Origin of the sequence: Brenneria goodwinii, assembly GCF_002291445.1 — a bacterium.
In the GTDB taxonomy this organism is placed as follows: domain Bacteria; phylum Pseudomonadota; class Gammaproteobacteria; order Enterobacterales; family Enterobacteriaceae; genus Brenneria; species Brenneria goodwinii.
In genome coordinates this window covers 832,271-856,327 of sequence record NZ_CP014137.1, presented here as the reverse complement: position 1 = coordinate 856,327, position 24,057 = coordinate 832,271, and the positions used below count along the sequence as shown (strand labels likewise).

Annotated in this window: 22 protein-coding genes; 4 read left to right on the top strand and 18 right to left on the bottom strand. The window is 56.5% G+C overall.

Annotation, left to right across the window (positions count from 1 at the left end):
• Nucleotides 1–154: 154 nt before the first annotated feature.
• Nucleotides 155–1,003, top strand: coding sequence for a ModD protein (modD, locus tag ACN28R_RS03800; protein WP_048638210.1), 849 nt, complete (start codon nt 155–157; stop codon nt 1,001–1,003).
• A 166-nt stretch (nt 1,004–1,169) separates the two neighbouring features.
• On the opposite strand, the gene ACN28R_RS03795 is transcribed toward modD, so the two are convergent.
• The 13 genes from ACN28R_RS03795 to ACN28R_RS03735 all read right to left on the bottom strand — a co-directional run bounded on the left by ACN28R_RS03795 (nt 1,170) and on the right by ACN28R_RS03735 (nt 14,692).
• Entirely contained in the window at nt 1,170–2,642 is a 1,473-nt protein-coding gene (locus ACN28R_RS03795; protein WP_220701773.1) for an amidase, read from the bottom strand.
• A gap of 79 nt (nt 2,643–2,721) precedes the next feature.
• Nucleotides 2,722–4,359 (bottom strand): dipeptide ABC transporter ATP-binding protein, encoded by a 1,638-nt coding sequence (locus tag ACN28R_RS03790; protein WP_095833630.1) that lies wholly within the window; start codon nt 4,357–4,359, stop codon nt 2,722–2,724.
• Nucleotides 4,360–4,362: 3 nt separating this feature from the next.
• Entirely contained in the window at nt 4,363–5,289 is a 927-nt protein-coding gene (locus ACN28R_RS03785; protein ID WP_095833629.1) for an ABC transporter permease, read from the bottom strand.
• A 31-nt stretch (nt 5,290–5,320) separates the two neighbouring features.
• Complete coding sequence (locus tag ACN28R_RS03780; protein WP_048638207.1) at nt 5,321–6,262, bottom strand: ABC transporter permease; 942 nt, start codon at nt 6,260–6,262, stop codon at nt 5,321–5,323.
• A gap of 19 nt (nt 6,263–6,281) precedes the next feature.
• A complete protein-coding gene (locus ACN28R_RS03775; protein WP_220701774.1) occupies nt 6,282–7,868 on the bottom strand; it encodes an ABC transporter substrate-binding protein in 1,587 nt (528 codons plus the stop codon).
• Nucleotides 7,869–8,046: 178 nt separating this feature from the next.
• Nucleotides 8,047–8,523 (bottom strand): MarR family winged helix-turn-helix transcriptional regulator, encoded by a 477-nt coding sequence (locus ACN28R_RS03770; RefSeq protein ID WP_095833627.1) that lies wholly within the window; start codon nt 8,521–8,523, stop codon nt 8,047–8,049.
• A 402-nt stretch (nt 8,524–8,925) separates the two neighbouring features.
• Nucleotides 8,926–10,200: an MSMEG_0569 family flavin-dependent oxidoreductase gene (locus ACN28R_RS03765; protein WP_095835717.1), complete on the bottom strand. Its 1,275-nt coding sequence runs from the start codon at nt 10,198–10,200 to the stop codon at nt 8,926–8,928.
• A gap of 17 nt (nt 10,201–10,217) precedes the next feature.
• Nucleotides 10,218–10,508: an MSMEG_0570 family nitrogen starvation response protein gene (locus ACN28R_RS03760; protein WP_048638204.1), complete on the bottom strand. Its 291-nt coding sequence runs from the start codon at nt 10,506–10,508 to the stop codon at nt 10,218–10,220.
• 16 nt (nt 10,509–10,524) lie between these two features.
• Nucleotides 10,525–11,487 carry a sll0787 family AIR synthase-like protein gene (locus tag ACN28R_RS03755; RefSeq protein WP_095833626.1) on the bottom strand — a complete coding sequence of 321 codons (963 nt, stop codon included), beginning with the start codon at nt 11,485–11,487 and terminating at the stop codon, nt 10,525–10,527.
• On the bottom strand, nt 11,484–12,047 hold the full coding sequence (locus ACN28R_RS03750) for an MSMEG_0567/Sll0786 family nitrogen starvation N-acetyltransferase (protein WP_095833625.1): 564 nt from the start codon (nt 12,045–12,047) through the stop codon (nt 11,484–11,486). The genes ACN28R_RS03755 and ACN28R_RS03750 overlap by 4 nt, the downstream gene beginning before the upstream one ends.
• A gap of 12 nt (nt 12,048–12,059) precedes the next feature.
• Nucleotides 12,060–13,229 (bottom strand): MSMEG_0568 family radical SAM protein, encoded by a 1,170-nt coding sequence (locus ACN28R_RS03745; RefSeq protein WP_095833624.1) that lies wholly within the window; start codon nt 13,227–13,229, stop codon nt 12,060–12,062.
• Nucleotides 13,189–14,196 carry a Nit6803 family nitrilase gene (locus ACN28R_RS03740; protein ID WP_095833623.1) on the bottom strand — a complete coding sequence of 336 codons (1,008 nt, stop codon included), beginning with the start codon at nt 14,194–14,196 and terminating at the stop codon, nt 13,189–13,191. Before ACN28R_RS03740 ends, ACN28R_RS03745 begins: the two co-directional genes overlap by 41 nt.
• 13 nt (nt 14,197–14,209) lie before the next feature.
• Nucleotides 14,210–14,692, bottom strand: coding sequence for an MSMEG_0572/Sll0783 family nitrogen starvation response protein (locus ACN28R_RS03735; protein ID WP_048638200.1), 483 nt, complete (start codon nt 14,690–14,692; stop codon nt 14,210–14,212).
• A gap of 440 nt (nt 14,693–15,132) precedes the next feature.
• Here ACN28R_RS03735 and ACN28R_RS03730 point away from each other — a divergent pair, with 440 nt between their 5' ends.
• On the top strand, nt 15,133–16,536 hold the full coding sequence (locus tag ACN28R_RS03730) for an aminotransferase-like domain-containing protein (RefSeq protein WP_095833622.1): 1,404 nt from the start codon (nt 15,133–15,135) through the stop codon (nt 16,534–16,536).
• 37 nt (nt 16,537–16,573) lie between these two features.
• On the opposite strand, the gene cybB is transcribed toward ACN28R_RS03730, so the two are convergent.
• From cybB to ACN28R_RS03715, 3 genes are all read right to left on the bottom strand, one after another.
• Nucleotides 16,574–17,128: a cytochrome b561 gene (gene cybB / locus ACN28R_RS03725; RefSeq protein ID WP_095833621.1), complete on the bottom strand. Its 555-nt coding sequence runs from the start codon at nt 17,126–17,128 to the stop codon at nt 16,574–16,576.
• A gap of 167 nt (nt 17,129–17,295) precedes the next feature.
• The gene (locus ACN28R_RS03720; RefSeq protein WP_095833620.1) at nt 17,296–17,841 is read right to left on the bottom strand and encodes a PadR family transcriptional regulator; all 546 of its coding nucleotides are present in this window, start codon (nt 17,839–17,841) and stop codon (nt 17,296–17,298) included.
• A gap of 101 nt (nt 17,842–17,942) precedes the next feature.
• Complete coding sequence (locus ACN28R_RS03715; RefSeq protein ID WP_095833619.1) at nt 17,943–18,737, bottom strand: siderophore-interacting protein; 795 nt, start codon at nt 18,735–18,737, stop codon at nt 17,943–17,945.
• Nucleotides 18,738–19,038: 301 nt separating this feature from the next.
• On the opposite strand from ACN28R_RS03715, the gene ACN28R_RS03710 reads away from it, so the two are divergent.
• Nucleotides 19,039–20,010, top strand: coding sequence for a D-2-hydroxyacid dehydrogenase family protein (locus ACN28R_RS03710; protein WP_095833618.1), 972 nt, complete (start codon nt 19,039–19,041; stop codon nt 20,008–20,010).
• A gap of 13 nt (nt 20,011–20,023) precedes the next feature.
• On the opposite strand, the gene ACN28R_RS03705 is transcribed toward ACN28R_RS03710, so the two are convergent.
• Complete coding sequence (locus ACN28R_RS03705; protein ID WP_183096809.1) at nt 20,024–21,028, bottom strand: DMT family transporter; 1,005 nt, start codon at nt 21,026–21,028, stop codon at nt 20,024–20,026.
• A 143-nt stretch (nt 21,029–21,171) separates the two neighbouring features.
• On the opposite strand from ACN28R_RS03705, the gene ftrA reads away from it, so the two are divergent.
• Nucleotides 21,172–22,131 (top strand): transcriptional regulator FtrA, encoded by a 960-nt coding sequence (gene ftrA, locus ACN28R_RS03700; protein ID WP_095833616.1) that lies wholly within the window; start codon nt 21,172–21,174, stop codon nt 22,129–22,131.
• A gap of 82 nt (nt 22,132–22,213) precedes the next feature.
• Here ftrA and ACN28R_RS03695 read toward each other — a convergent pair whose 3' ends face one another.
• Nucleotides 22,214–23,938, bottom strand: a complete 1,725-nt coding sequence (locus ACN28R_RS03695; protein ID WP_095833615.1) for a tannase/feruloyl esterase family alpha/beta hydrolase — start codon at nt 23,936–23,938, stop codon at nt 22,214–22,216.
• Nucleotides 23,939–24,057: the final 119 nt, after the last annotated feature.

Sequence of the window (24,057 nt, the reverse complement as noted above, 5' to 3'; positions counted from 1 at the left end):
TAAATGGACGATGAAAAGAAAGCCGCATTGACCACAATGTTGGCGACTATGATGCCAGAACCCCGGCGCTACCGAGGAGAGGCTGCGATGGCGTAATTCTCCCGGCGCGTTTATTCTTATTCCTCACAGACATCGGCGTTGCAAGGGGCTCAGAATGGTTTTTCTACCGGACTCTCAACTCGAACAATGGCTGCAAGATGATATTCAGGGCGGCGATTTGACCACGCGGGCGCTGGGAATCGGCTCACGGCGGGGAAAGATAGTCTATCAGCACCGTCAGGGCGGATGCGTCAGCGGCATCGACGCCGCCCGGCGCGTACTGTTGCGGTTGGGTCTGAAGATCGAAACGGCCGCCGAGGACGGACAGCTCCTGGAAGCCGACGATATCCTGCTGGTCGCCAAAGGCCGGGCGGATGCGCTGCATCAGGGCTGGAAAACCGCGCAAAACATTCTGGAATGGAGCTGCGGCGTAACCGACTATATGTTCAGGATGATGCAAATCCTGCGGCGCCACAACGCGGAGGGGAAAATCGCCTGTACGCGCAAAACCATTCCTGGCACCAAGCTGCTGGCCACGCAGGCCGTTATCGCCGGCGGCGGCATCATCCACCGACTGGGTACGGCGGAAAGCATTCTGCTGTTCGCCAACCATCGCGAATTTTGGCGCGATCGGGAAGACTGGTCGGGAATGATCGCCGCCCTACGCCGCAACGCCCCTGAAAAAACGCTCGTCGTTGAGGCGAATACCTTGCAGGACGCCGAACGCGCGCTGCAAGCCGCTCCCGATATCCTGCAGTTGGACAAGTTCGCCATTGAGGCTATCTCGCCGTTGCAAGCGCTTGCCGCGCAGATCGCGCCCTCATGCCGTCTGGCGCTGGCCGGCGGGATCAATCTGGAGAGCATTGAAGCCTACGCCCGTACCGGCGTTTCGCTGCTGATAACCTCCTCACCCTACTACGCGCCGCCCGCCGATATAAAAACGCAGCTGATTGCCCAAAGTTGATCAACGCGGGTGAAGGGGATCATCAGCGGCCGGCCAACGGCGTAATCTGCTTTTGCCCGCTCACGATGCGGACAATCCCGCTTCGTCTTCCCTAAGCAGGCGCATTACGCCGGACGCGCGGGAAAAACCGACGGACAAGGATGCCGGTGACGCGGCGCTCGCCGTTTTAATGGTCGGATAAAACCGGCTTCCGCTGACTCCAACCGCTGGCCCGATCATAAGCCTGCCCCAGTTGCAGCACCGAAAAATCCGCCTGCGGCGGGCCGATAATCTGTAACCCCACCGGCAATCCAGCGGCGGTAAAGCCGGCCGGCACGCTTAAGGCCGGCGCGCCCGCCAGCGAGGCCAATATCACCACTTCCATCCAGCGATGATAGGTATCCATCTGGCGATCGCCAATTTGCGACGGCCAGTGCTGCTCCACCGGGAAAGGCGCGACCTGACTGCTGGGGATCGCCAGAAAATCATACTGCGTGAACATATCCAGCAACCGCCGATACCAGGCGCTGCGGATGACGGATGCGCGATAAATATCGCGGGAGGATAATGCCAGCCCCTGCTCGATTTCCCAGATCGCCTCCGGTTTCAGCAGCGCGCGCTTGTCCTTATCGTCGTAACAGGCGGCAAGATTGCCCGAAATAAGAAATGAGCGCAGCGTTACCCAGCTGTTCCATAATTCCTCCGCCGACATGGACAAAGCGGCGGCCGACACCCGGCAGCCGATATCGGCGAACGTGGTCAGCGCCTCGGCGCATGTTGTCAGCACGTCGCGTTCCATCGGCAGATAGCCGTCCAGATCCCCCAGCCAGCCGATGCGGACGCCGGAAACATCGCGCGTCAGGCTAAGGCTGAAATCCTCCGGTTTGCTCCTGAGCGACAAGGGGATGCGGGGATCGGGACCCGATATCAGTTGCAGCATCATCGCCACATCGGGGATGGTGCGCGCCATGGCCCCTTCGGTGGAAAGCTGCTGGAAAAACAGTTCGCCGCCAAGGCCATACGGCACCCGTCCCTGCGATGGCCGCATGCCGAAAACATTGTTGAAAGCGGCGGGATTACGCAACGATCCCATCATATCGCTGCCATCTGCGACGGGCAGCATTCTTGCCGCCAGCGCCGCACCCGCGCCGCCGCTGCTTCCTCCGGCCGAACGATCGGGATCCCACGGATTACGAGTCACCCCGTGTACCGAATTGTAGCTATGGGAACCCAAACCGAATTCAGACGTATTGGTGCGCCCGATAAAAATAGCGCCTGCCGCGCGTATCCGCTCAATACTCAGCCCGTCGCGGGCGGGCACCTGATGTTTGAATATCGGCGAACCCATCGACGTAACCATACCTTTTACGGCGGCCAAATCTTTAGGCGCCTGGGGCATGCCGTGCAAAATACCGCGATAATGCCCTTGCGCCAGTTCCGCATCGCATCGATCGGCCTGCGCCAGTAATTCCGCAGACTCAACGCGGGAAACAATCGCGTTAATCCGAGGGTTAAATCGATCGATATGCGCCAGGTAGGCTTCCATAACCTCGCGGCAGGAAAGCGTTGCCGTCCGGATCCGTTCGGCAAGCGCCAAAGCGCTCAGATCGACAATACCAGCCGCCTCATCATGCGAAATATTATTAGTTGAATAAGACAACATCATTCTCCATCAGATCATAAACTCCCCTGCGACCCGCCTTGACCGGCGGCGGAAAGCCACCGGTTCCCGGGCGCGATCAGGCATGTTTTGCAAAGATAAATCCCTGCCCTGGCGCCGCGGCCAGCAATTTCTGCGTATAGGCATGTTGCGGATTAAAGAAAACATCCTGGATATCGCCCTGCTCGACGATTTCTCCCGCGCGCATCACCAGAACGCGATCGCAAATTTGGCTGGCTACGCGCAGATCGTGCGTGATAAACAGGATGCCCAGCGCTAGCCGCTGTTGAATCTCATCAAGCAATTTCAGGATCTGATCCTGCACCGATACGTCCAGAGCCGATACCGCTTCATCCGCAATCAGCACTTTCGGTTCGCAAGCCAGCGCCCGGGCGATAGAAATCCGCTGTCGCTGCCCGCCGGAAAACTCATTAGGATAACGATACAACGCTTCCGGTTTCATCCGCACCAGCCCCATCAACTCCTGCGCTTTCGCCCAGGCTTTGGCTCGGGGCACGCCAAAATTCAGCGGGCCTTCCATAATGGAGTCGCCAATGGTTTGGCGTGGATTAAGAGAGCGGTAAGGATCTTGAAAAACCATTTGCACCGTTTTGCGAAACGGCAACAAATCACGGCCGCTAACCTGGCCGACCGAATGGCCGTCGGCAAAGATATCGCCGCTATTGGGTTCGATAATACGCGCGATACAGCGCGCCACGGTGGATTTGCCGGATCCCGATTCGCCCACAATCCCAACCGTTTCCGAGGGGCGAACCAGCAAGGAGATACTTTTGGCCGCAAACACTTCGCGCCGCTTTCCCGGCCAACTTCCGCTGACATAGGTTTTACTCAGATCCTTGACTTCCAGCAACGGGTAAACTTTCGCGACCTGGCGGCGCTGCGCCGGCGCCAGTTCCGGCACCGCCGAGATCAACATCCGGGTATAAGATTCCGCAGGATGCTGAAGCACTTCCGCCTTATCTCCCTGCTCAATCATTTCACCCAGCCTGAGCACCACCACCCGATCGGCCAATTCAGCCACCACGCCGAAATCATGGGTAATAAACAGTACCGCAGTGTTATTCTCTGCCTGCAGCTCTTTGATTAATTTAAGAATCTCCGCCTGCGTCGTCACATCCAGCGCCGTAGTCGGCTCATCGCAGATTAATAGCGCCGGTTTAAGGATCAGCGCCATGGCGATAACGATACGTTGCCGCTGCCCGCCGGATAACTGATGCGGATAGGATTGATAAATCCGCTCCGGCTCCGGCAGACGGATTCGCGCGAACAGTGCCAGAATACGTTTTTTCCGCTCGGCGCCGCTCTCGTCGACGTGTGCGGCAAGCATTTCATCCACCTGTTCGCCGCAGCGCATAACCGGGTTAAGCGCGGTCATCGGTTCCTGAAAGACCATGGACGCCACCGCGCCACGTAGCTGGCGCAAGCGCGTTTCATTAACCGCCAGCACATCCTCGCCCTGCAAGCGGATTTCACCGCTCCTGGCGTACAGGCCGGGCGCCATCAGGCCCATCACCGCGCTGGCGATCACCGACTTGCCCGACCCCGACTCGCCCAGCAGACACAGCGTCTGACCGGCATAAACGTCAAACGAAATGTCCTGCACCGCATCCGGCCGGTCCGCGCCGGCGGGTAAGGCGATCGACAAATTTTTTACCAACAGCACCGCCGCCGGGCGATCGTGTAAAGTGTTCGTCATGGCTTAGCCTCCGCGTTTATTGAATCTGGGATCCAGCGTGTCACGTAACCCATCGCCCAGAATGTTTACCGCCAACACGGTAAGCGCCAGGAAAAGACCGGGGAACCAGACGTTATGCGGATATTGATTAAATTGCGCGCGCCCCTCGGCCATGATATTGCCCCAAGTCGCCATCTCGGCCGGTAATCCCACGCCAAGGAAGGAGAGAATCGCTTCGACCAGAATCGCCGTGGCGCAAATATAGGTTCCCTGAATAATCAATGGCGCGGCGGCGTTAGGCAGGATATGCCGCCAGATGATTTTTCTGATTGGCGTTCCCAGCATCAGCGCCGCTTCCACATAGGCCTCGTCACGAATACTCAGCACCACGGAACGAACCAGCCGCGCCACCCGGGGTACTTCGGGAATGGCTATCGCCAGCACCACGGTTAGCAGATTGCCGCCGAACAGCGCCACCAGGCTGATGGCGAACAACATGCTGGGGATCGCCATCACGCCGTCCATGGTGCGCATGATGACGCTGTCGACGCGGCGAAAATAACCGCTGATTAAACCCAGCGGCATGCCCAGCACAACGGCAATCAGCGCCACCGAAATACCGATAGTGAGCGAGATGCGGCTGCCGAAGATCACCCGGCTGTAGATATCCCGCCCCAGGCTGTCGGATCCCATATAAAAATGATGGGTAAACACCTCGCCGGTCAGGCTGTTGAATTCGGCGCGGGTCCAGGGCAGCAGATTGGCGCTGACCGGATCCATCGCCGTGGGATCGATCGTGCCCAGCCAGGGGGCAAAGATTGCCATCACAATCAATAACAACAAGACGCTCCCGCCAAGCCTCACCAGCGGATTGGCAAGAATACGACGAAAGATACCGGCGATCGGCTTTACGATCGCCACACTCTCAGGTTGAAAAATCTGTGTAGCCATACAGCGTTTCCTTATGACATTCGTTCAAACGTTAATAACGAATGCGCGGATCGAATAGCAGGTAGCTCAGATCGATCAATAAATTTATCAGTACGTAAATCACCGAAAAGAACAGCGTAATTCCTTGAATCAACGGAAAATCGCGAGACATCACCGCATCAATGGTCAACTGCCCCAACCCCGGCAGGGCAAAGACATTTTCAGTGACCACCACCCCGCCAATCAGTAATGCGATACCGATACCGATTACCGTCACGATCGGCACGGCGGCGTTGCTAAGCGCATGTTTTATCAGTACCCGGCGCGCGGAAATCCCCTTGGCGCGCGCGGTGCGAATGTAATCCTCCGCCAACGTTTCCACCACGGCGGCCCGGGTAACCCTGGCGATCAGGGAGATATACACCGTCGAGAGCGTGAGCGACGGCAATATCAACCCCTTGAACCAGGGCCAGGCGCCATCAGCCAAACGGGAATATCCCTGAGCGGGAAACCACTGAAATTTAAGGGCAAAGAAATTAATCAGGACATAGCCGATGATGAATGATGGGATGGAGAAACCCAGTACGGAAAGATTCATCAGCGTTTTATCCAACCAGCCGTTCCGCCGGGACGCCGCAATAACGCCCAGGGGAACGGCTATCAGGATGGTGAACAGCAAGGTAATCAGAGCCAAAGAGACTGTGGGTTCCAGACGTTGCGCAATCAGTACGGTGACCTTTTCCTTGACGAAAAAGGACTCGCCCAGGTTGCCTCTAAGCAGCTGTTCTCCCCAGCGGACGAACTGTACCGGCAGCGAGGAGTCCAGCCCAAGCGCGTTACGCACCCGTAGCATATCCTCCGCGGTTCCGTTATTACCGACAATCACCGCGGCCGGGTCGCCAGGCGCCAACCGAAGCATGAGAAAAACAATCAGCGCGACAATCACCAGTACCGGAATGGTGGCAAGGATCCTGCGTACGAGAAATAACAGCATAATTCGCTCCTGTGCCCTTTCAGTTCTTTTTCAAATTCCACAGTACCGTGACCGGCGCCGGAACCAGACCAGAAACCACGCCTTTACGGTAAGCCACCATCGGACGGAAATTGCCAATGGGCGCAAATATCGCCGCGTCGAACACCCGCTGCTGGATCTGGGTAGCCAATGCTTTGCGTTCTTCCTCGCTGGCGGCGGCCTGGAATTTATCTTTCAGTTGCTCAAGCTGCGGATCGGTGGCCCAGCCAAAGAAGCCCTTGGTGCCGTTGCCCGTCAACTGCGGCATAAACATCGGGTTAAGGCTGTCCGCCATGCCCCAGGTGGTGATGAATATGTGCCATCCCCCCTGCGCGATGCCGCCCTGATTGGTTCGCCGGGTAACCAGCGACGACCAGTCCATCGATTGCAGATCCACGGTGAAACCGGCCTGCCGCAATAGCGCCGCCGCCACCAGGGGATATTTGTTAATCATGGAAAAATCCGCCGCCTGTAACAGCACCACGGGCGTACCGTCATAACCGGCTTTTTTCAACAGCGCTTTGGCTTCATCGAAACGCGGCTCACCGGTAAAACCGTTAGTGATATCGGAGGCAAATTCCGTTCCGCACGGATAAATGGACACACAGGTCGAGTAGAGTTCCTTATGTACCTGCTGCGCACGCATAATCGCCTCCTGATTGAGGGCCATCAGCGCCGCTTTGGCGATATCGGGGTTATTGAACGGCGGGATCAGATGGTTGATATGCAGCGTCCCCACCGACAAACCGGTCTGGCTTTCCAGCGTAATTTTCGGGTTGGCCTGCATTGCCGCATATTGCTCCGACGGCAGCCATTCGATCATATCGACTTCGCCGTTACTCAAGGCGTTGGCCTGCGTCTGCGCATCTTTCAAAATGATCCATTCAAGGCGATCGACATAGACGTGTTTACCGCCGGCGGTGCCGGACGGCGCTTCATCACGGGCGACGTAGTGCGGATTTTTGACGAAAACCACCTTTTCACCCGGACGGTACTCATCACTCTTCAGCATGTAGGGGCCGGAGCCGGTGGTCTCGCTGATTTGCTGATTGGCCGGCGTTTTGGCGACCCGTTCCGGCATAATGAATGCCGGCACCGACGACGGTTTCGCCAGCGCATCCAGCACCATGCCGAAAGGATGGTTTAACGTGATGCGGAACGTGGAATCGCTAACGGCATCAAACTTGTCGACGGCCGCCAGCATACGCTGCCCTAACGGATCCCGCTGTCCCCAGCGCTGGAGCGAGGCGATAACATCGGCGCTGGTCACCGGATTGCCGTCGCTGAAAAAAAGTTTATCGCGTAGAGTGAATGTCCAGACCATCCGATCGTCGCTCACTTCATATTTCTGCACCATTTCCGGCTGTACTTTATTTTGCGCATCCATACCGAACAGCGTGTCGTAAACCATGTAGCCGTATGCACGGGTAGAAAACGCCGTTGTCCAAATCGGATCCAGAATTTTAAGATCGGCCTGCGGAACAATACGCAATGTCTTGTTATTATCTTGGGCGTAGGCCATTCCACCGCTAATAAGACAGACGCCTACCATCAACGCTAATAATTTTTTTACCCCTGAACTATGCATGAAATAATCCCCCGATATTGACGCTCAATGATTTAAATAAAAAATTTATGGTGATTAAGACGATTGACAAAATCGTCTGACAGGCGAGCAGCTCGATAGCCAACTTGCACCTAACAAATTGATTAAAAAGATTTAATTCTTATCAGAAATGACGAGTTTATTGATTAAGATTTTGCCATCAAGCTCGTTTTTTTCCTTTATTTTTTTCTGTGTTCTTTACCGCTAATCCATTGATAATCTTTTCAATATTCTGTCTAAAAATCTTTTCCTCCTCTTTGGTAAGCACCGACATCATTTCATTTTCCAGACGCGTACCAATCTGGTCACATATATTCACTACCTCTTGGCCCGCATCGGTTAACCATAATGAAGCCGTCCGGCTATCGCTTTTTCGTTTCATCTGTAATAACAATCCGCGATTAACCAGGCCGGATACCATTTTTGAAATCTGGGTTTTTTCCAAATAGCATAACGCCGCTAAATTACGCTGCGAGAGCCCGGGCTTTATCGCCGCATAGCGCAGGATCCGCAGCTCACGCAAATTTACGCCGCTGGCTTGCTCATATTTTTCCGTGGCTTCTTGTTTGGCGAAATTAACCAGGATATCGAGCCTAAATGTTACATAATCAATTAATATTTTTGTTTTATTTGCCATACCAGATCTTATTTTCCTTTCCAATTAGTTGCAAAAAGCAACTATATTTCTATTCAAGCATGCTTTGTGCCACATGTTCGATATTTAGGCTAAAAAAAATTAACTGCATGTTTTCACTTTTAAAAATAGAAATAACGCAATGCGGCAAAATGGGGTAAGGGTGACATTTTTTGTTGTTATTGCAATAAAACGCACCACCAAATTAGTGCATTTGTTCTATAACAGTGCAATAAAGGATGAGTGAGCTAATTCCAATCTAGCCTATTAAGGCCAGATTTTATTATGGCGGAGGAATAATGCTTATCATGTCAGAATATTTACTTAACTCACGGATAATCCATTTATTTATGGCGGGAAACCACATCTTATTTAAGAAATAAGATTGAGTAAAATGACGCCTTATCACAGGACATCGTCATTGGTCGCCACCTTCGCCTGGGATGCAATAACGCCGTTACGTTCGGCGATATTGCGGGCAAGGTATTCGGCATCTTCGCCCACGCCTTCGAAACGTCCCGATCCCCAGGTCCACAGCCACGGCAGGCCGAGGAAATACAGTCCCGGCGACGTTGAACGTCCGCGGGTATGGATAGGATATGCGCGGGCGTCAAAAGCGGGCACATCGATCCAACTGAAATCGGTCTCAAACCCGACCGCCCAGATAATAGTGGTTATCCCTGTCTTATTCAGATCGATTTCCTTCGGCGGATTCTGCGGCCGCCACAGCGGTTGGTAGCGCGGCTCATCGGGCGCATCGACGCCCTGCTGCGCGATCCACTCGTCGATACTGTCTTTGATTTTCTGTGAAGTGGCGTCGGCCGCATCAAGATTATGCGCCAGATCGTCGGCGGTGATGAGCTTGCCGTCGCGGTAATCCGTCAGTCGGCCGTATAGCTGCATGCCCTGTAGCGCAAAGGCGCGCAGATCGATATCCCGCCCGCCATCGCGCCCGGTCACATAATGATTGGTTTTACGCCGGGCATCCTCGCCCAGCGGGTGATCGTCAACCGTGAGTTTGTAATGTCCCATGTCCTCCAGCCAGGCGACCACATCGCGCCCGCGGTAGAAGCGCGACACGCGCGGCGCGCTGCCGACGCACAGGTGTACCTGACGCCCGCCGAGGTGTAAATCCTCGGCAATCTGCGCCCCGGACTGCGCGGAGCCGATCACCAGCACCTCGCCTGACGGCAACTGCCGTTCGGACTTGTAATCCGCCGAATGTACCTGGGTGAGCCACGCCGGTAAACGCGTTGAAATAGCGGGAAAACGCCGGCGGTGATAGTTGCCGACCGCTACCACCACCTGTTTGGCGTGGTAATCGCCGTCGCTGGTGGCAAGCCGATATCCCTCGCCGTCCCGGCTGACGAGCTTGACGCTGATGCCCTCGCGCAGCGGCGCGTTGAAACTGTCCGCATAGCGCTGGATGTAATCGATAATCTGATCTTTCACCATAAAGCCGTCGGGATCGTCGCCGTCATAGGGAAACCCCGGCAGCTTGCACTGCCAGTTGGGCGTTACCAGGCAGAAATTGTCCCAGCGCTGCTCGCGCCATGCCCAGGCCAGCCGGTGCCGTTCAAGGATCACATGATCGATGCGACGCTGGGTCAGACAGTAGCTCATGGCAAGACCCGCCTGTCCGCCGCCGATAATCACCACCGGAAAATCTTTACGCTGCATGTTGATATCCACCTGATTCATTGACCGATAACGGTAATTTCTTCCACCACCACCGGATCGGCGGCGGCAAACTGCCGGGCTTTCTGTTCAATGGCGTGGGACTGATCCATGGCGCTGGAACAGGCATAGCCGAATTTGGCCGCCACGCGGTCGCTGGCTTCGTGCAACGCGGCCTGGGCGATACGCACAAACGTCTCCACCGTATAGGGATGGTTGACGATAAGGTGCTTTTCGATGGCGGTGGACGGGGAATAACACGTCTCTTTGCTGCCGTCCGGCCAGCGCACGACAAAGTTCATTGCAGGCATGTTTACCTCCAGAAAGTTACCAGCCCATGCCGGTTAATAGTGTGGTGTTCAAATCCCAGAAGCAGTCGCGTTCGCCGCTGCGGGAGACGGTGAGGCGGCGCGAATCGTCAAACGCCCCGATGGCCGCCGCACCGATCCCCGCGGCGCTGAAGCGGGCGATAACCGTCTCAACCCGCCGCGGCTCAACGGCCAGCAGAAAGCCGAAGCTGGGAAAGGCGCACAGCCAGGATTGCCAGTCGCATTCGTCCGGCTTGGGGATGGCGTCAAGATCGATGCTGGCGCCGAGTCGCGCGCTCTCCAGCAGCATCACCAGCGTGCCCAACAGTCCGGCCTGGCTGATATCTTTGGCGGCCGTCACCCATTGCGCCTCCGCCAGTTCAGGCAGAATCGCCAACGCCTGACGCAGCGCGGCGGGATCGGCACGGGTCGCCGCGTCCCAGTTCAGGCCGGGCGGATGCCAGCGCCCCTGTAAATTGATGGCGGCCACCAGCGTTAGCCCGTCCCTTGCGGCAAAACTGCTCAGTAGCCGTCGGGCGTGGCCTAATACCGCCACCGCCAACTGTGATTGGTTACTGCGCAGGTTGGTATGCCCGCCGACAATCGGCACCTGAAAGGCGCGCGAGGCCGCCGCCATGCCTTGTAAAATCAGTTCGGCCCGATCGTCCTGCGCGCTCCACAGCGCATTGACGATGGCCTGCGCGCGTCCGCCCATCGCGGCGATATCGCTGAGATTGACCATCACCCCGCACCAGCCGGCAAACCACGGATCCTGCTCCACAAAGCCATTGATGAAGCCCTCCATCGCCAGCAGATTAAAGCCTCCGGCGGCGTCGATTACCGCGCAGTCATCGCCGTTCGGATGGGGATGCTGCGGCCAGGCCTCCCGCAGCGAGCTGGCGACCAGTTGAATATCGCGTTTATGCGCGATCCCGCTGGCGCGCCGTACGGCATCCAGGAGATCAGGTAAGGCGAGGCTCATCCGGCGACCCTCATCATCAGCGGCGCCAGCTCCGCCGGCACCCGCGGCAGGCGGCCGCCCAGCACCATACCGCTAAGCGGATCGTGGCAAGGGGGATAATGCGTCAGATCGGCCTGCATAAAAGCATGGGGGATGCCGCGTAAGGTTATGCTGTCCAGCGTGCGCCAGTGCATGCGCTTGAATAGCGGTTCGTTCTGCTGCTGCACATGGGCATAAAATTCCTTACAGCCCAGCGCGTGCGCGCTGCTGACCGCCAGACGGATCAACATCGGGCCAAGCTGTCCCTGACGGCGAAAACGATCGTCCACCGCCAGCCGCGAGCCAAACCAGATGCCGGGCCGCGGTTGATGGATGCGCACCGTTCCCACCACTTCTTCATGCCAGCCCGCCAGCGTTCCCAACGCCACCAGTAATTTAGCCTGGCTGTCGATCTCGTCGAGATCGTGCTGTTCAAACAGCCCCTGCTCCTGACAAAACACGCGCTGGCGCAGGGCGTAAGCCTGACGGCGTTCCCAAGGCAGGGTGACCCACTTAATCGTGTATTCAGGATAACCGGACATCCTCTTTCTCCTTCAGGCGCTGGCCCGTTCAAAACCGGACGGTTGATAACCGAGCGGCTCATCGCCGGCCTTTTCATAGCTGGACTTTTCATAACTGGATAAGGATGAGCAGGCGCCGCAACGGCCGCAGCCGGCCTTAATATCCGCAGAGCGCAGTTGCCCCTGGCGCAACATGCGGCCAAGCGGTTCCAGGATCGATGTCATAAACGCGCTGCTGGGCGCCGGATGATGCTCCAGCGGGGTGCCGCTGATCGGCACGAACGGCACCACGAACGGATAGACGCCCAGCGCAATCAGCTTCTCCGAGATCGCCAGAATCGCCTCCGGCGTATCCCCCATGCCGGCCAGAATGTAGGTGCTGACCTGGCCGCGCCCGAAAACCGCCACCGCCTGTTCGAAAGCGATCAGGTACTGTTCAATGGTGACCTGCGCCTTGCCGGGCATAATGCGGGCGCGCACCTCGGGCGTTACCGCCTCCAAATGCATGCCCAACGCATCAATGCCCGCCTCCTTCATTCGGTTGAACCACCGCGGATCGCCGGGCGGCTCGCACTGGCCTTGCAGCGGCAGATCGACGGCGGCTTTGATCGCCAGCGCGCTCTCCACCAGAATACGCGCGCCGCGATCGCTGCCGGACGGCGTACCGGTGGTCATCACCATATGCTTGACGCCGTCCAGCTCCACGGCGGCTTTAGCGACCTCGGCCAGTTGCCGCGGCGTTTTACGGGCGATGGTGCGCCCCGCCGCCAGCGACTGGCCGATAGCGCAGAACTGGCAGGCCTTGCGGCGGTTCTCATAGCGGATGCAGGTTTGCAGCACCGTGGTCGCCAGCACATCGGTACCGTGCAGCGTGGCGATATGGGAATACGGGACGCCATCCTCGGTTTGCAAATCGTAGAACTTCGGTTTGCGGGCAAAGGTAATATCCCGTACCGGAATGCTGTCTTTCAGCAGGGTGGTTTTTCCCTGTCCGGCGTGTTTGACCTGCCATGCCGAGTGGCGCGCCGTCTGGGTGTAAATCGGCACCATGACCGTCACGCCGTCGATCGTCACCGCCTGATGATCCGACGGACCGGCGCCGCCGTGCCGGCTGACGTGCTGCGCCGACGGATTCACCACATTGACGCCCTGCGTCAGCAATTCAGTGATCAGTTGTTGTCTGGACTGGCTGGAAGTCGTCATCACGGTCTCCTTCACTTTCACGAGCGGAATCGGTGTAGCCGGGCACCACATAACGCGCCGGGCGATCGTCAAGACGCAGACTCAGCAATTCCGGCCGGGCATAGTGCCCCACCGAATCCATCATGCGCTTGCGCTTGGTGATGAGATGCATATCCAGATCGGCGATCAGAATGCCTTCGCCGTCGGTCAGCGGCGGCACGATGTGCCGGCCTTCAGGGGAGATGATGGCGGTGTGGCAACCGCCGCGCAGTCCTTTTTGCAAGGCGGGATCGGGCGTCAGTTCCTCGATCTGCGCATCGCTCAGCCAGCCGGTGGCGTTGATCACGAAACAGCCGGACTCCAGCGCATGATGACGAATGGCGACCTCCATTTGCTCGGCGAAAATCGGCCCCACCAGCGAACCGGGGAACTGACTACAGTGGATCTCTTCGTGCTGGGTCATCAGGCTGTAGCGCGCCAGCGGGTTGTAATGTTCCCAGCAGGCCAGCGCCCCTACGCGCCCGACGGCGGTCTCCACCACTTTTAGCCCGGAGCCGTCGCCCTGGCCCCAGATCATGCGTTCATGGTAAGTCGGGGTGATTTTGCGCCGCTTGAGCGCCAGCTTGCCGCTGGCGTCAAAAATCAGCTGCGTGTTGTACAGCGTGCCGCCATCCCGCTCGTTGACGCCCAGCACCACCACGATATCCCGCAGTCTGGCCCGTTCCGCCACCGCCTGAACGATCGGGCCGGGTACCCGCACCGCCTGGTCGTAGAGCCGCAGATGGGCGGCGCCCGCCGTCATCGCCGGGGTGATAAAAGAGAAATAGGGATAATAGGGAACGAAGGTTTCCGGGAAAACCACTATCTCCGCGCCTTTGACTGCTGCCTGATCGATGGCGTCCAGAACCCGGGCCAGCGTTTTGCCGGCCTCATGGAGATCTGGCGCGATCTGTACCGCAGCCGCACGAACCGTACGTGACTGAGCCATCTCGCGCCTCCGCTTACATCGTCCAGGTATCGATAATCAGTGCGTTATCGCGCGTATGCAGCAGCTTGAGATCCAGGACGTCCAGCGGATTGATCGGCCGGATGCCCTCAATCAGCGACGGTTCGCCATGACCGTACAACGCCTGCAGCGCGAAGCGACAGGCATACACCTTGCCGCCTTCCGCCATAAACTTGGTCAGTTGGTTGTTGTAGTTCTGATGACCGGGAAACGCTTCCGCGCCCAACGTCGGAAAACCGCGCTGCACGCCCAGCGTCACGCCGGGACCATAGAGCAATATTGAGGTTTCAAAGCCTTTACGCTGTAACCGTGTCGCCTGCAACATATTGACGAAACCAATCGATCCTTCAAACGCGACGGTATGAAAAGTTACCAGCGCTTTCTGTCCCGGCTCGGCCTTGACGTCTTCAAACACCTTCTCTTCGTAATCGACCAGAAAATCACCGGTTTTATGGGCAGGTAAAGTGACTGTTGGCATGGTGTGCTCCGCATTGTCTGTTATAAGTGGGAAAACTGCTGCTTCCCGTTGCGATGTATCCCGCAAATAGCGCGACGTCATAACCAGAGCAAAGCCTGTGCCAGCCCAAAAATGAGCGATGCAATCATTGCTAAATCATTCGCTCAAAATCTCGGCAAAAAAATTTACTTTCACCTATTACCATTCACAAACCGCACACAATACGCGAACAATTCATAGTTCTTACGCACTATTTTGATGCTTTAATGCACTATAAATGCACACATAAAAAATCAATATGCGATCAATGATGCAATCAACTATTCAATGATTGATTACTGCCTGTTTTTCAGCCTAAAGTGGCGTCAGCCTGTTTATAGCCATCCGCGTTGCCGGGGATCGCCGCCTGCCGCCGCGGGATAACGACAGCAACGCAATGTCATCAAGAGGTAACCGACACCATGATTGACCGCATTTACGAACGTTGGGCCAGTTGTTTGCGTCAGCAAACGCAACGCCCCGCCTATCTGCTGATCGCCGATCTGATTGCCGACGGCGTCAACAACGGCGAATTTCAGGCGCGCGACCGCCTTCCGCCGCTGCGCGATCTGGCGGGGGTCTTGTCGCTCAACTACACCACGGTGACGCGCGGCTATGCCGAAGCCAAAAAGCGCGGCTTGATCGACTCGCGCCCGGGGCTGGGCAGTTTTATTCGCGGGAAAGTGCCCGCCATTCCGCTGAGTAGCGGCAGCAGCTACGACATGACCATGAATTCGCCGATCGAACCGGAAGCGCCGGGTATCGCGGAAGCCATCCGCCAGGGCGCCCTCAATCTGTTCGCTCACAAGGATATTTACAGCCTGCTGCGTTATCAGGACTTTGGCGGTACGGTCGGCGATAAAGAAGCGGCGATGATCTGGCTGGGGAAACGGCTGCCGAAACTGGAAATGGACGAGGTGCTGGTCTGTCCGGGGATCCACAGTGCGCTGGTGGGGCTGGCTACGCTGCTCGGGCGTAAAGGCGGCGTAATCTGCGTGGGGAATCTGGTCTATCCCGGATTGAAAGCCATCGCCAGTCAGTTGAACATCCCGTTACAGGCGCTGGAATGCGACGGCGACGGCCCGCTGCCGCGCGCGTTTGAGAATCAGTGCCAGACGAATCATGTCGGCGCGCTGTACCTCAATCCGACCATCCACAATCCCACGACGCTGACGGTGCCGCTGCGCCGCCGTGAATCGCTGGCCGATATCGCGTTGCGCTATAGCGTGCCGATTATTGAAGACGATGCCTACTCGGCGCTGCCCGCACACAGCATAACCAGCTTCGCCGAACTGGCGCCGGAACTGACCTGGCATATCACCGGGTTGTCGAAATGTTTTGGCGCCGGTCTGCGCATTGCCTATGTCAAGGGTCCGGGCAAACGTTCCACCCAGCTGTTGGCGGGAGCGCTCAGGGCATTAACCGTGATGTCCAGCCCGATAACCAATGCGCTGGCGACCCAGTGGATTGGCGACGGCACCGCCGATACCGTGCTGGCGGCCATCCGACATGAAGCGCGCCTGCGTCAACGGCTGGCGGCCAAATACCTGCATAAATTTCACTATCGGGCGGATAGCGACGGCTTTCACCTGTGGCTCCATCTGCCCAAACATTGGCACTGGAACCCTTCCGATGTGGCGATCAGACTTCGAGAACAGGGGGTTAGCGCGGTATCCAGCGCGGCGTTCAGCACCGATAATAATCCGCCCGCCGCGCTGCGGCTTTGTCTCGGCGGCGCTTACAGCCGTCAGATCTGTGAGGAAAATTTGATCACCGTCGCCGACCTGATGGAATACCCGGAGCATTTTACCAGCGGGGCGCTGTAAGTCTCGCGCCCCGCCGGATAAACCGCCCCGGAACGCTTTACGTCGAGGTGCGTTTTTTACCGGCGGGCATCATTCTGAGCAGCGTATTGTCACGCATAAAATAGTGGTGAAACAGCGCCGCACAGACGTGTAAGCCAATCAGCCAATATCCCAACGGCGCCAGCGTTTCATGAATATCAATCAGGGAGCTCGCCAACTCGGCATTGGGCGTCGACGCCACCGGCATCCCGATGCCGAAAAGCGCCCAGTCATTGCCGCGCAAATAGCGAGAGGACAGCCCCAGGACAGGCAACGTCAGAAAAAGCGCGTAGATAAGTCCGTGCGTCAGGTGCGCCAGATAGTGCTGCCAGCGCGGATAAGGCGGTTCGACGGGCGGCGTGGCGTATTTCATCTTATAAAACAGACGGGCGACCATCAGCAGCAGAATGGTAAAGCCGCAGCTGAAATGCAGCCCCATCACAATCTGACGGGCAAGGGTTCCCCGCGGAGCCAAACCACGTAGTTCGATGGTGGCGTAAGTCACGATCAGAAGAATAAATACGGCCCAGTGCAACGCAATCTGCACACCGGAAAAGCGGTCTGACTTCGACATGGCAGGGTCTCTCTCAACAATGATATGCCCACACAATACCCATGTCTTTTTCGATAAAGCAAAAATTTTACATTAATTTAAAATTACACCAAGACCGATCGGCATAGAATTTAACATTCCGGCAAGATAATGCCGAACCGGCGTGGCAATAAATAAAAGTCAGAACATCAACTCCGCTCTATTTTCTTGGCGGCTTCATCCATCGCATCAATAATGGTATGGAGCGTTTGCTGGGAAAGGTTTTGTTTGGAAAGGCGGGAATTCAGCGCCGTTTTCATATTATGAATAGCGCGTTCAACTTCCGGAATACTGCGGTTATTCACCAGAATAGCCAGTGAGGTTAAGCGCTCGATAATGACGGTTAAATTATCCTGATTCTGTTGCAGTAAAATCCGGCCTTGCGCTTCCAGCCTATAGGCTTTGCGCGTGGCCCGATCGTCCAGCGCATGAATACACGCCATCTCTTCCAGCAGAGCAAGATTGGGATAGATAATCCCCGGACTTGGCGTGTATTCGCCCTTGGAGAGATCTTCAATGGACTTAATCAGCTCATAGCCATGCGCTGCGCCTTGCGACAGGAAGTAGAGGATCAGCAAACGGATATCATTGGCATCCAGCATTTTATCGCGACGCTTTCTGCGCATATTGACACATGCCGAACGCCGTTCATCATCATCGGATTGCCATGAAGGGGAAGATTGCGGATGTTTCATCGCCTGCCTAAGCCAAAAAGTAAAAGGGGTTGATGGTAGTCCGCCGCCCGGCAAAATTCAACGCAGGCGGCGCTATGGTTCGGAGCATCAGGCCGGCAGCATTATTTCTGATGCCAGTAGGCGACCGCCCGAACGAAATCGGGGTCCAGCGCGCGCTGTTCGATGAAATAGTCACTCAGCTTTTTAACCGCTTCGCCCTCGCCGGTCAGCCAGATAAAATAGTCCTCGGCCGGCAGATCGATATTATCCAGCGCGGCGATCAACCCCGTCAGGTTTTCCGACCGCATCTGGCCGCTGCCCAGCCAGCTCGTTGCTACGCCGCTCAGGTCGTCCAGATAGGCGCGGCCCGCCGCTTCGTCGGTAAAGGCAAACAGTTTGACATGTTCAGCCTGGATGCTTGGCTGGCGGCGTTTAAAGGCCGGCAAACCGCTTTCATCGCAAACATAGAGCTGGAAGGCATAGTCCGTTGGAACAACCAGCGAGCCGCGCGGCCCGCCCACCACCAACGGATCGCCAGGCTGCGCCTGCGTCGCCCAGTTGCTGGCGACGCCCCCCTGATGGATGTAAAAATCGATGGTCAGGCTATTGCGCTGCCCGTCAAAATAGAGCGGCGTATAATCGCGGCCGGTCGGGCGCACGCCATCTTTCCAGGTCACGCCCTGCGCGGTCACCTCGGGTAAATGCAGCTCACCGGTTTGCGGGTCGGGGAAAAATACTTTGATATGGTCGTCAAAACCTAAGGAAGTGAAACCTGCCAGCGCTTCTCCCGTAAATTCAATACGGTAGAAACAGTCTGCAACCTTGTGCTTACTGACCACTTCAATAGGACGAATGCGTAATTCGTTACGCACGCGTTGTGGAATACGGCTATTTTTTTCTTCATTGCTATTACGCAAAATCGTTCTCCTTCAGTAAGCGGAAATCATTCTCATTCAACACCCAAAACATATTCATGATATATCTTAGATGCAAGATGTAAACATGAATAGCGAGGTTAAACAGTAGCAGTTTGTGCGCCGCCGCGGTGGTAAAATGCCGCGGATAGCGGCAGGAGACGCGATATGCCCCGCCGGTCTTACATACTTAATTACATTCCCTGTATGAATGATTACCAACGCGCGTACTGCACTGTTGGATTTTGCGCATTGATGCTATAACCCTTAATCAGTGTTCCTCTGTTACTGATAAGGCCGCGCTATGCCCGCATCCGCACCGTTGCAATGCTGCATTCTTGACGATTACCAAAATGTGGCGCTGTCGCTCGCCGACTGGCCGGGACTGGCGCCGCAGGTAACGTGCCGTTCGCTGACGCAACCTATTGCCGACGAAACCCTATTGACCGCCGCGCTGGCCGACGCGGATATCGTGGTTATCATGCGCGAGCGCACGCCGTTTACCGCTGCGCTGTTTTCCCGTCTGCCCAAACTTAAACTGCTGATCACCTCCGGCATGCGCAATGCGGCCATCGACCTGGCCGCGGCCAAAGCCCACGGCGTGACCGTTTGCGGCACCGGCAGCGGGTCGGCGGCGCCGGTTGAACTGGCCTGGGCGCTGATCCTCGGCCTGGCCCGTCATCTGGTGGCCGAGAACACCGCGTTACGCCAGAATGGCGCATGGCAAAGCACCCTAGGCATCGGATTAAGCGGTAAACATCTGGGGCTGTTGGGATTAGGCAAAACCGGGCAAAGAATGGCGCTGATTGCGCGGGCCTTCGGCATGGACGTCAGCGCCTGGAGCCAGAATCTGACGGCGGAACGCGCGGCGGAACACGGCGTCTCCCTGGCCGAATCAAAAGCGGCTTTACTGCGCGACAGCGATATCGTGTCTATTCATCTGGTGCTTGGCGAGCGGTCGCGCGGTTTGCTCGGCGCGGCGGAACTGGCGCAGATGAAACCCTGCGCGTTGCTGATTAATACCTCGCGGGCGGCGATTGTCGATCACGCCGCGCTGCTGCATGCCCTGCGCACGCAGCAAATCGCCGGCGCCGGGCTGGATGTCTTTGAGGAGGAACCCCTCCCCGCCGATCACCCGTTCCGCTCCCTGCCCAATGTTCTGGCGACCCCGCACCTCGGCTATGTAGCCGACGACAACTATCGAACCTATTTCACCGAGGCCGTTGAAGATATTCACGCGTTTCTGGCGGGGAAACCGCTGCGTGTGCTGGCGTAGCCGCCCGCGTCCATCACTTCAGACTCTTCAACGGTTTTTTCGCCAGCAACATAGCGCCTTTTTTCTTCGCAATGTCTTTATTTGCCAGGAATACCCCGGCGAGGATGATAACGGCGCCCAACCACTGGGAAACCCCGGCCGTTTCGCCGAGCAGACCAACGGAGAGAAACACGGTAACCAGCGGCACCAGATTAATGAAAGAAGCCGCTTTAGATACCCCGATAGCGCTGATGCCCTGATTGAAAAACAGATAGGCGACTACCGACCCGCCGGCCGCCATAAACAGGATGGAGAACAGCGGCAGCGGCCGCAGCGCGTCATACCAGGGGATCGCAACCCGATTTCCCGCATCAAGAATCAGCCAGGGGAGCAGCGCCAGGCAACCGTAAAAGAAAAAGTAAAACATAAACACCCGATCGGGAATGGCAAGCTGCCATTTTCGGGTGAGGATATTGTAAATGGCAAAGCAGAGTGTGCTGAGCAATATTAGAATGTCGCCGCGGTTATAGTCGGCATTGACCAGCGCCTGCCAGTTGCCGTTGCTTATGGTGATCCCAATGCCCAGGTAGGCCGTGATAAGCCCGGCCAGTTGATTAAAGGTCATACGTTCCATGCCGCACACCACGGCAATCAGCAGGGTTAGCAGCGGCGTGGTCGCTTCGATAATGCCGGTATTAAACGCAGAGCTTAAATGCAGCCCGTTGAAAGAAAAGTAGTAGCACAGCGTTACGCCCGCCAAAGAGAGTATAAACAGCCGCAGATGATTACGCGGGCTAATGACGAATATCGCCTTTTTCGGATTCACCAGGAAAAACATAATCACCGCGGCAATAAAAAATCGGAAAAACGAGATCTCCGACGGACGATAAATCTGTAATGCGTATTTCCCCGCGACCACCGAACTTCCCCAGAAAAATGCCGACAGCATCAGTTTCACATAAATTCTGCCGTTCATCGCCGCCACTCCTGATTGATTAAGCCGGCCGCGCTGATAGCCGAGGCCAATAATTAGAGGCATGTTCCTGTTTACTAGGAGCATAGTAATGTCACAAATACGCCAACCTACGATCGGCAAAAAAAATCAAATAACGTGAATTCCCAGGAAACTTATGGCATTTTCATATAGCACTGCTTCATCAAACCAGTCAGAGAAAAGCCAAAATGCGTAAAAAAAACGCCAAAAAAGCACACCATGTCGTCGCCGTCGCTTATGACGGGCTGCGCACGTTTGAATTTGGCTGCGTCGTGGAGTTTTTTGCCGTTGAACGCCCGGAGTTGAAAACCGACTGGTATCGGTTTTCGGTCTGTTCGGCGGAATCCCGCACGCTGAAGGCGGCCGGCGGCATTGAAGTCAGGGTTCCCTACGGGCTGGAAATACTGAGCGCCGCGGATACCATCGTGATCCCCGCCTGGCGCAATATTCACGACCAGCCGCCGGAAGCCTTGCTGCAAGCGCTGCGCGAGGCCTGGCGGCGCGGCGTACGAATTTGCAGTATCTGTACCGGCGCCTTTGTGCTGGCCGCGGCCGGGTTGTTGCAGGGCAAGAGGGTTACGACACACTGGCACCATGCCCGCCTGCTGGCGCAGCAATACCCGGACATCAATGTGTCGACTTCCGCGCTCTATATCGATGAGGGACAAATCCTCACTTCCGCGGGATCGGCGGCCGGATTGGATATGCTGCTTTATCTGGTGAAATGCGACCACGGCGCGCGCATAGCCAATATGGTGGCGGAAAGAATGGTGATCCCTTTCCTGCGTGCGGGTAAACACCGCCAGCAGGCGCAAAGCCGGATTGTGGAACAAGGGGAAAATCGCATGGCCGTACTGCTGGACTGGCTTGACGGGAATTTTACCGAGCCGCATACCATCAGTTCACTGGCCAGACGCATGATGATGTCGGAACGCTCTTTACAGCGCCATTTTTCAGACACCACCGGCGTGTCGGTCATGCAGTGGCTGGCGCAACGCCGGCTGACCTATGCCAAGGAATTATTGCGCGATACCGACTGGTCGGTGGAAAAAGTCGCCGAGTTATCCGGCCATACGTCGGAAGCCACGCTGCGCCACTATTTCCGGGTTTACGAAAAATGCAGTCCCACCCAATACCGGCATCGGTAGCCGCAACGGCAGAACCGGCTTGCGGGCGCTGCGGGCAAAAAAGGAAGCACGCAGGGCAGCATTAACGCCGCCCTGCGAATTTTTAGTCGATGAAGGTATAGGGTTGATAGAAATTTTCACCCAGCCACGAATAATGGTCATAGGTTTTGAGCAGCGGTTTGCGAACGTAGGAAGCCGCGGATTTCTCGTCGCCTTTGCCGTCGTATGCCGCATAGTAAGGATACGGGAATACCGGGCGCGACGCGGCATTTGCCGGGATGGTTTCCAGATGCAGGCCGTTACGATCCGGTTTTTCGTCTTTTACCGGCTGACCAAAACTGTTGCTCTCATCCGTAGCGGCCTGCCAGGTAATCACGCTGTCCGGCGCAATGCCTTTTTCCACCCAGTTCATCATCGGCGTCAGGAAATCAACCAGGCTCGGACCTTCCCCGTCGGAACAGTGATAAACGCCGGGCAGCAGGTACAGGCGTTCAAATTTGTCACGATTGGCCTCGCCCATAAACTGACCGACCGCATTGTGATAGGCGATCGAGTTCAGCGGAGAAATATGCGGATCGGACCAGCCGTGCCAGATAATCAGCTTTCCTCCCGCGGCGGCGAACGCCTTGAGATCGGGGTTGGTGGCGTCATAAAAAGGGTGAAGCGGCCGTAACTCATTAAAGGTCGCGGCGGTGAATTTCACATCCTTTAATGAAAACGTTTCCGGCGGATTTTTCACAAAGTGCATATATCTCAGCGCGGGCAAGGCAATCATCTGACTGAAAATCGGGTCAGTCGCCTGCTGCGGCACAAACACTCCGGCCCAGGCCAGTTCAGAGCCGTATTGCGGCCCGCCCACGGTGAGCCGTTCACCGGTTGCGCTGTCTTTCGGCCCTTCATACAGCCGGCCCAGCGCGGTAAGTTGCGTCTCCGTCAGACACTGGCCGCCGGCTTTCGCCGCGTCGCACTTCAACACGCTCATGTCGAAATGGCAGGCCTGCGGATCGGCGATTAAACCATCTTTCTGTCCGTCAAGGGCATCGCACTGCGCCAGCACGGCCTGGTGGATCAAAGGAAGTTCCGCGGCGGTAATAATGGCTTTGCCATCCGGTCCGGTATTGCTGATGGCCTGCCAGGAGTGATACAGCGCATTCTGCACCTGGAAGTTCATCGCCGCCGCACCGGCAATGATGCCGTCGAAATCATGCGGATAGCGCTGCGCTTCCATTAAGGCTTCCCGCCCGCCGTCGGAACAGCCGTTAAAATAGGAATGGGCGGCGGGCTGCTGATAGTAGGCCTCAATCAGCGCTTTGGACGCGACGGCCGTGAGATGAACCGAACGGTGAGCGAAATCTTTGCGTTTTTGCGCATCGTTACCGAAATCCTGTTCAGCCGCCTTATGGCCCATATCGCTTGCGGCCATCGCAAAACCATCGGCCTTGAGCGCTTCGCAGCCGGCGGCGGCGCCGACCTGAAGATTAATCTGACCGCACAGTCCGCCACAGCCGATTTGCATATAACGCTGGCTCCAGCTTTCCACCGGCAGCATCAGCTTAAACGTAATTTCCGGCATCATGACGCCTTCCACGACACAAAACGCCGCGCCGTTCATCGACATTTCCTGCGCCGAGGTAATCTGGCTTCCTGCGCCGCCAATCTTGGTCAAATCAAATTGCGTCAGCGCCGAACAGGCTACCGCGGGTTTGACGATATTCAACTCGACCGGTTTGGCTGATTCCGCGCTTTGCGCCGTGGTGAAAAAACACGGCAACAGCGAAAGCGCGAGAACGCCTATTTTCCCGTAATATCTAACTAATCTAAGATCCATAATATTCCCTTTATGCTGGTATTATCGCTCTGGCAGTATAAAGACAAACATTACATTGATACCGAGAGATTCCGCACCCTGGCGTAAAGCTTAGAACAGGAAATGTAATAATTGATCAT

Coding starts and splice junctions, on each gene's coding strand:
- modD (WP_048638210.1), top strand. CDS start 155: ATGGTTTTTCTACCGGACTCTCAACTCGAACAATGGCTGCAAGATGAT.
- ACN28R_RS03750 (WP_095833625.1), bottom strand. CDS start 12,047: ATGTCCGGTTATCCTGAATACACGATTAAGTGGGTCACCCTGCCTTGG.
- ACN28R_RS03775 (WP_220701774.1), bottom strand. CDS start 7,868: ATGCATAGTTCAGGGGTAAAAAAATTATTAGCGTTGATGGTAGGCGTC.
- ACN28R_RS03735 (WP_048638200.1), bottom strand. CDS start 14,692: ATGCCAACAGTCACTTTACCTGCCCATAAAACCGGTGATTTTCTGGTC.
- ACN28R_RS03745 (WP_095833624.1), bottom strand. CDS start 13,229: ATGACGACTTCCAGCCAGTCCAGACAACAACTGATCACTGAATTGCTG.
- ACN28R_RS03720 (WP_095833620.1), bottom strand. CDS start 17,841: ATGAAACATCCGCAATCTTCCCCTTCATGGCAATCCGATGATGATGAA.
- cybB (WP_095833621.1), bottom strand. CDS start 17,128: ATGTCGAAGTCAGACCGCTTTTCCGGTGTGCAGATTGCGTTGCACTGG.
- ACN28R_RS03705 (WP_183096809.1), bottom strand. CDS start 21,028: ATGCCTCTAATTATTGGCCTCGGCTATCAGCGCGGCCGGCTTAATCAA.
- ACN28R_RS03780 (WP_048638207.1), bottom strand. CDS start 6,262: ATGCTGTTATTTCTCGTACGCAGGATCCTTGCCACCATTCCGGTACTG.
- ACN28R_RS03740 (WP_095833623.1), bottom strand. CDS start 14,196: ATGGCTCAGTCACGTACGGTTCGTGCGGCTGCGGTACAGATCGCGCCA.
- ACN28R_RS03785 (WP_095833629.1), bottom strand. CDS start 5,289: ATGGCTACACAGATTTTTCAACCTGAGAGTGTGGCGATCGTAAAGCCG.
- ACN28R_RS03695 (WP_095833615.1), bottom strand. CDS start 23,938: ATGGATCTTAGATTAGTTAGATATTACGGGAAAATAGGCGTTCTCGCG.
- ACN28R_RS03760 (WP_048638204.1), bottom strand. CDS start 10,508: ATGCCTGCAATGAACTTTGTCGTGCGCTGGCCGGACGGCAGCAAAGAG.
- ACN28R_RS03765 (WP_095835717.1), bottom strand. CDS start 10,200: ATGCAGCGTAAAGATTTTCCGGTGGTGATTATCGGCGGCGGACAGGCG.
- ftrA (WP_095833616.1), top strand. CDS start 21,172: ATGCGTAAAAAAAACGCCAAAAAAGCACACCATGTCGTCGCCGTCGCT.
- ACN28R_RS03790 (WP_095833630.1), bottom strand. CDS start 4,359: ATGACGAACACTTTACACGATCGCCCGGCGGCGGTGCTGTTGGTAAAA.
- ACN28R_RS03710 (WP_095833618.1), top strand. CDS start 19,039: ATGCCCGCATCCGCACCGTTGCAATGCTGCATTCTTGACGATTACCAA.
- ACN28R_RS03755 (WP_095833626.1), bottom strand. CDS start 11,487: ATGAGCCTCGCCTTACCTGATCTCCTGGATGCCGTACGGCGCGCCAGC.
- ACN28R_RS03730 (WP_095833622.1), top strand. CDS start 15,133: ATGATTGACCGCATTTACGAACGTTGGGCCAGTTGTTTGCGTCAGCAA.
- ACN28R_RS03770 (WP_095833627.1), bottom strand. CDS start 8,523: ATGGCAAATAAAACAAAAATATTAATTGATTATGTAACATTTAGGCTC.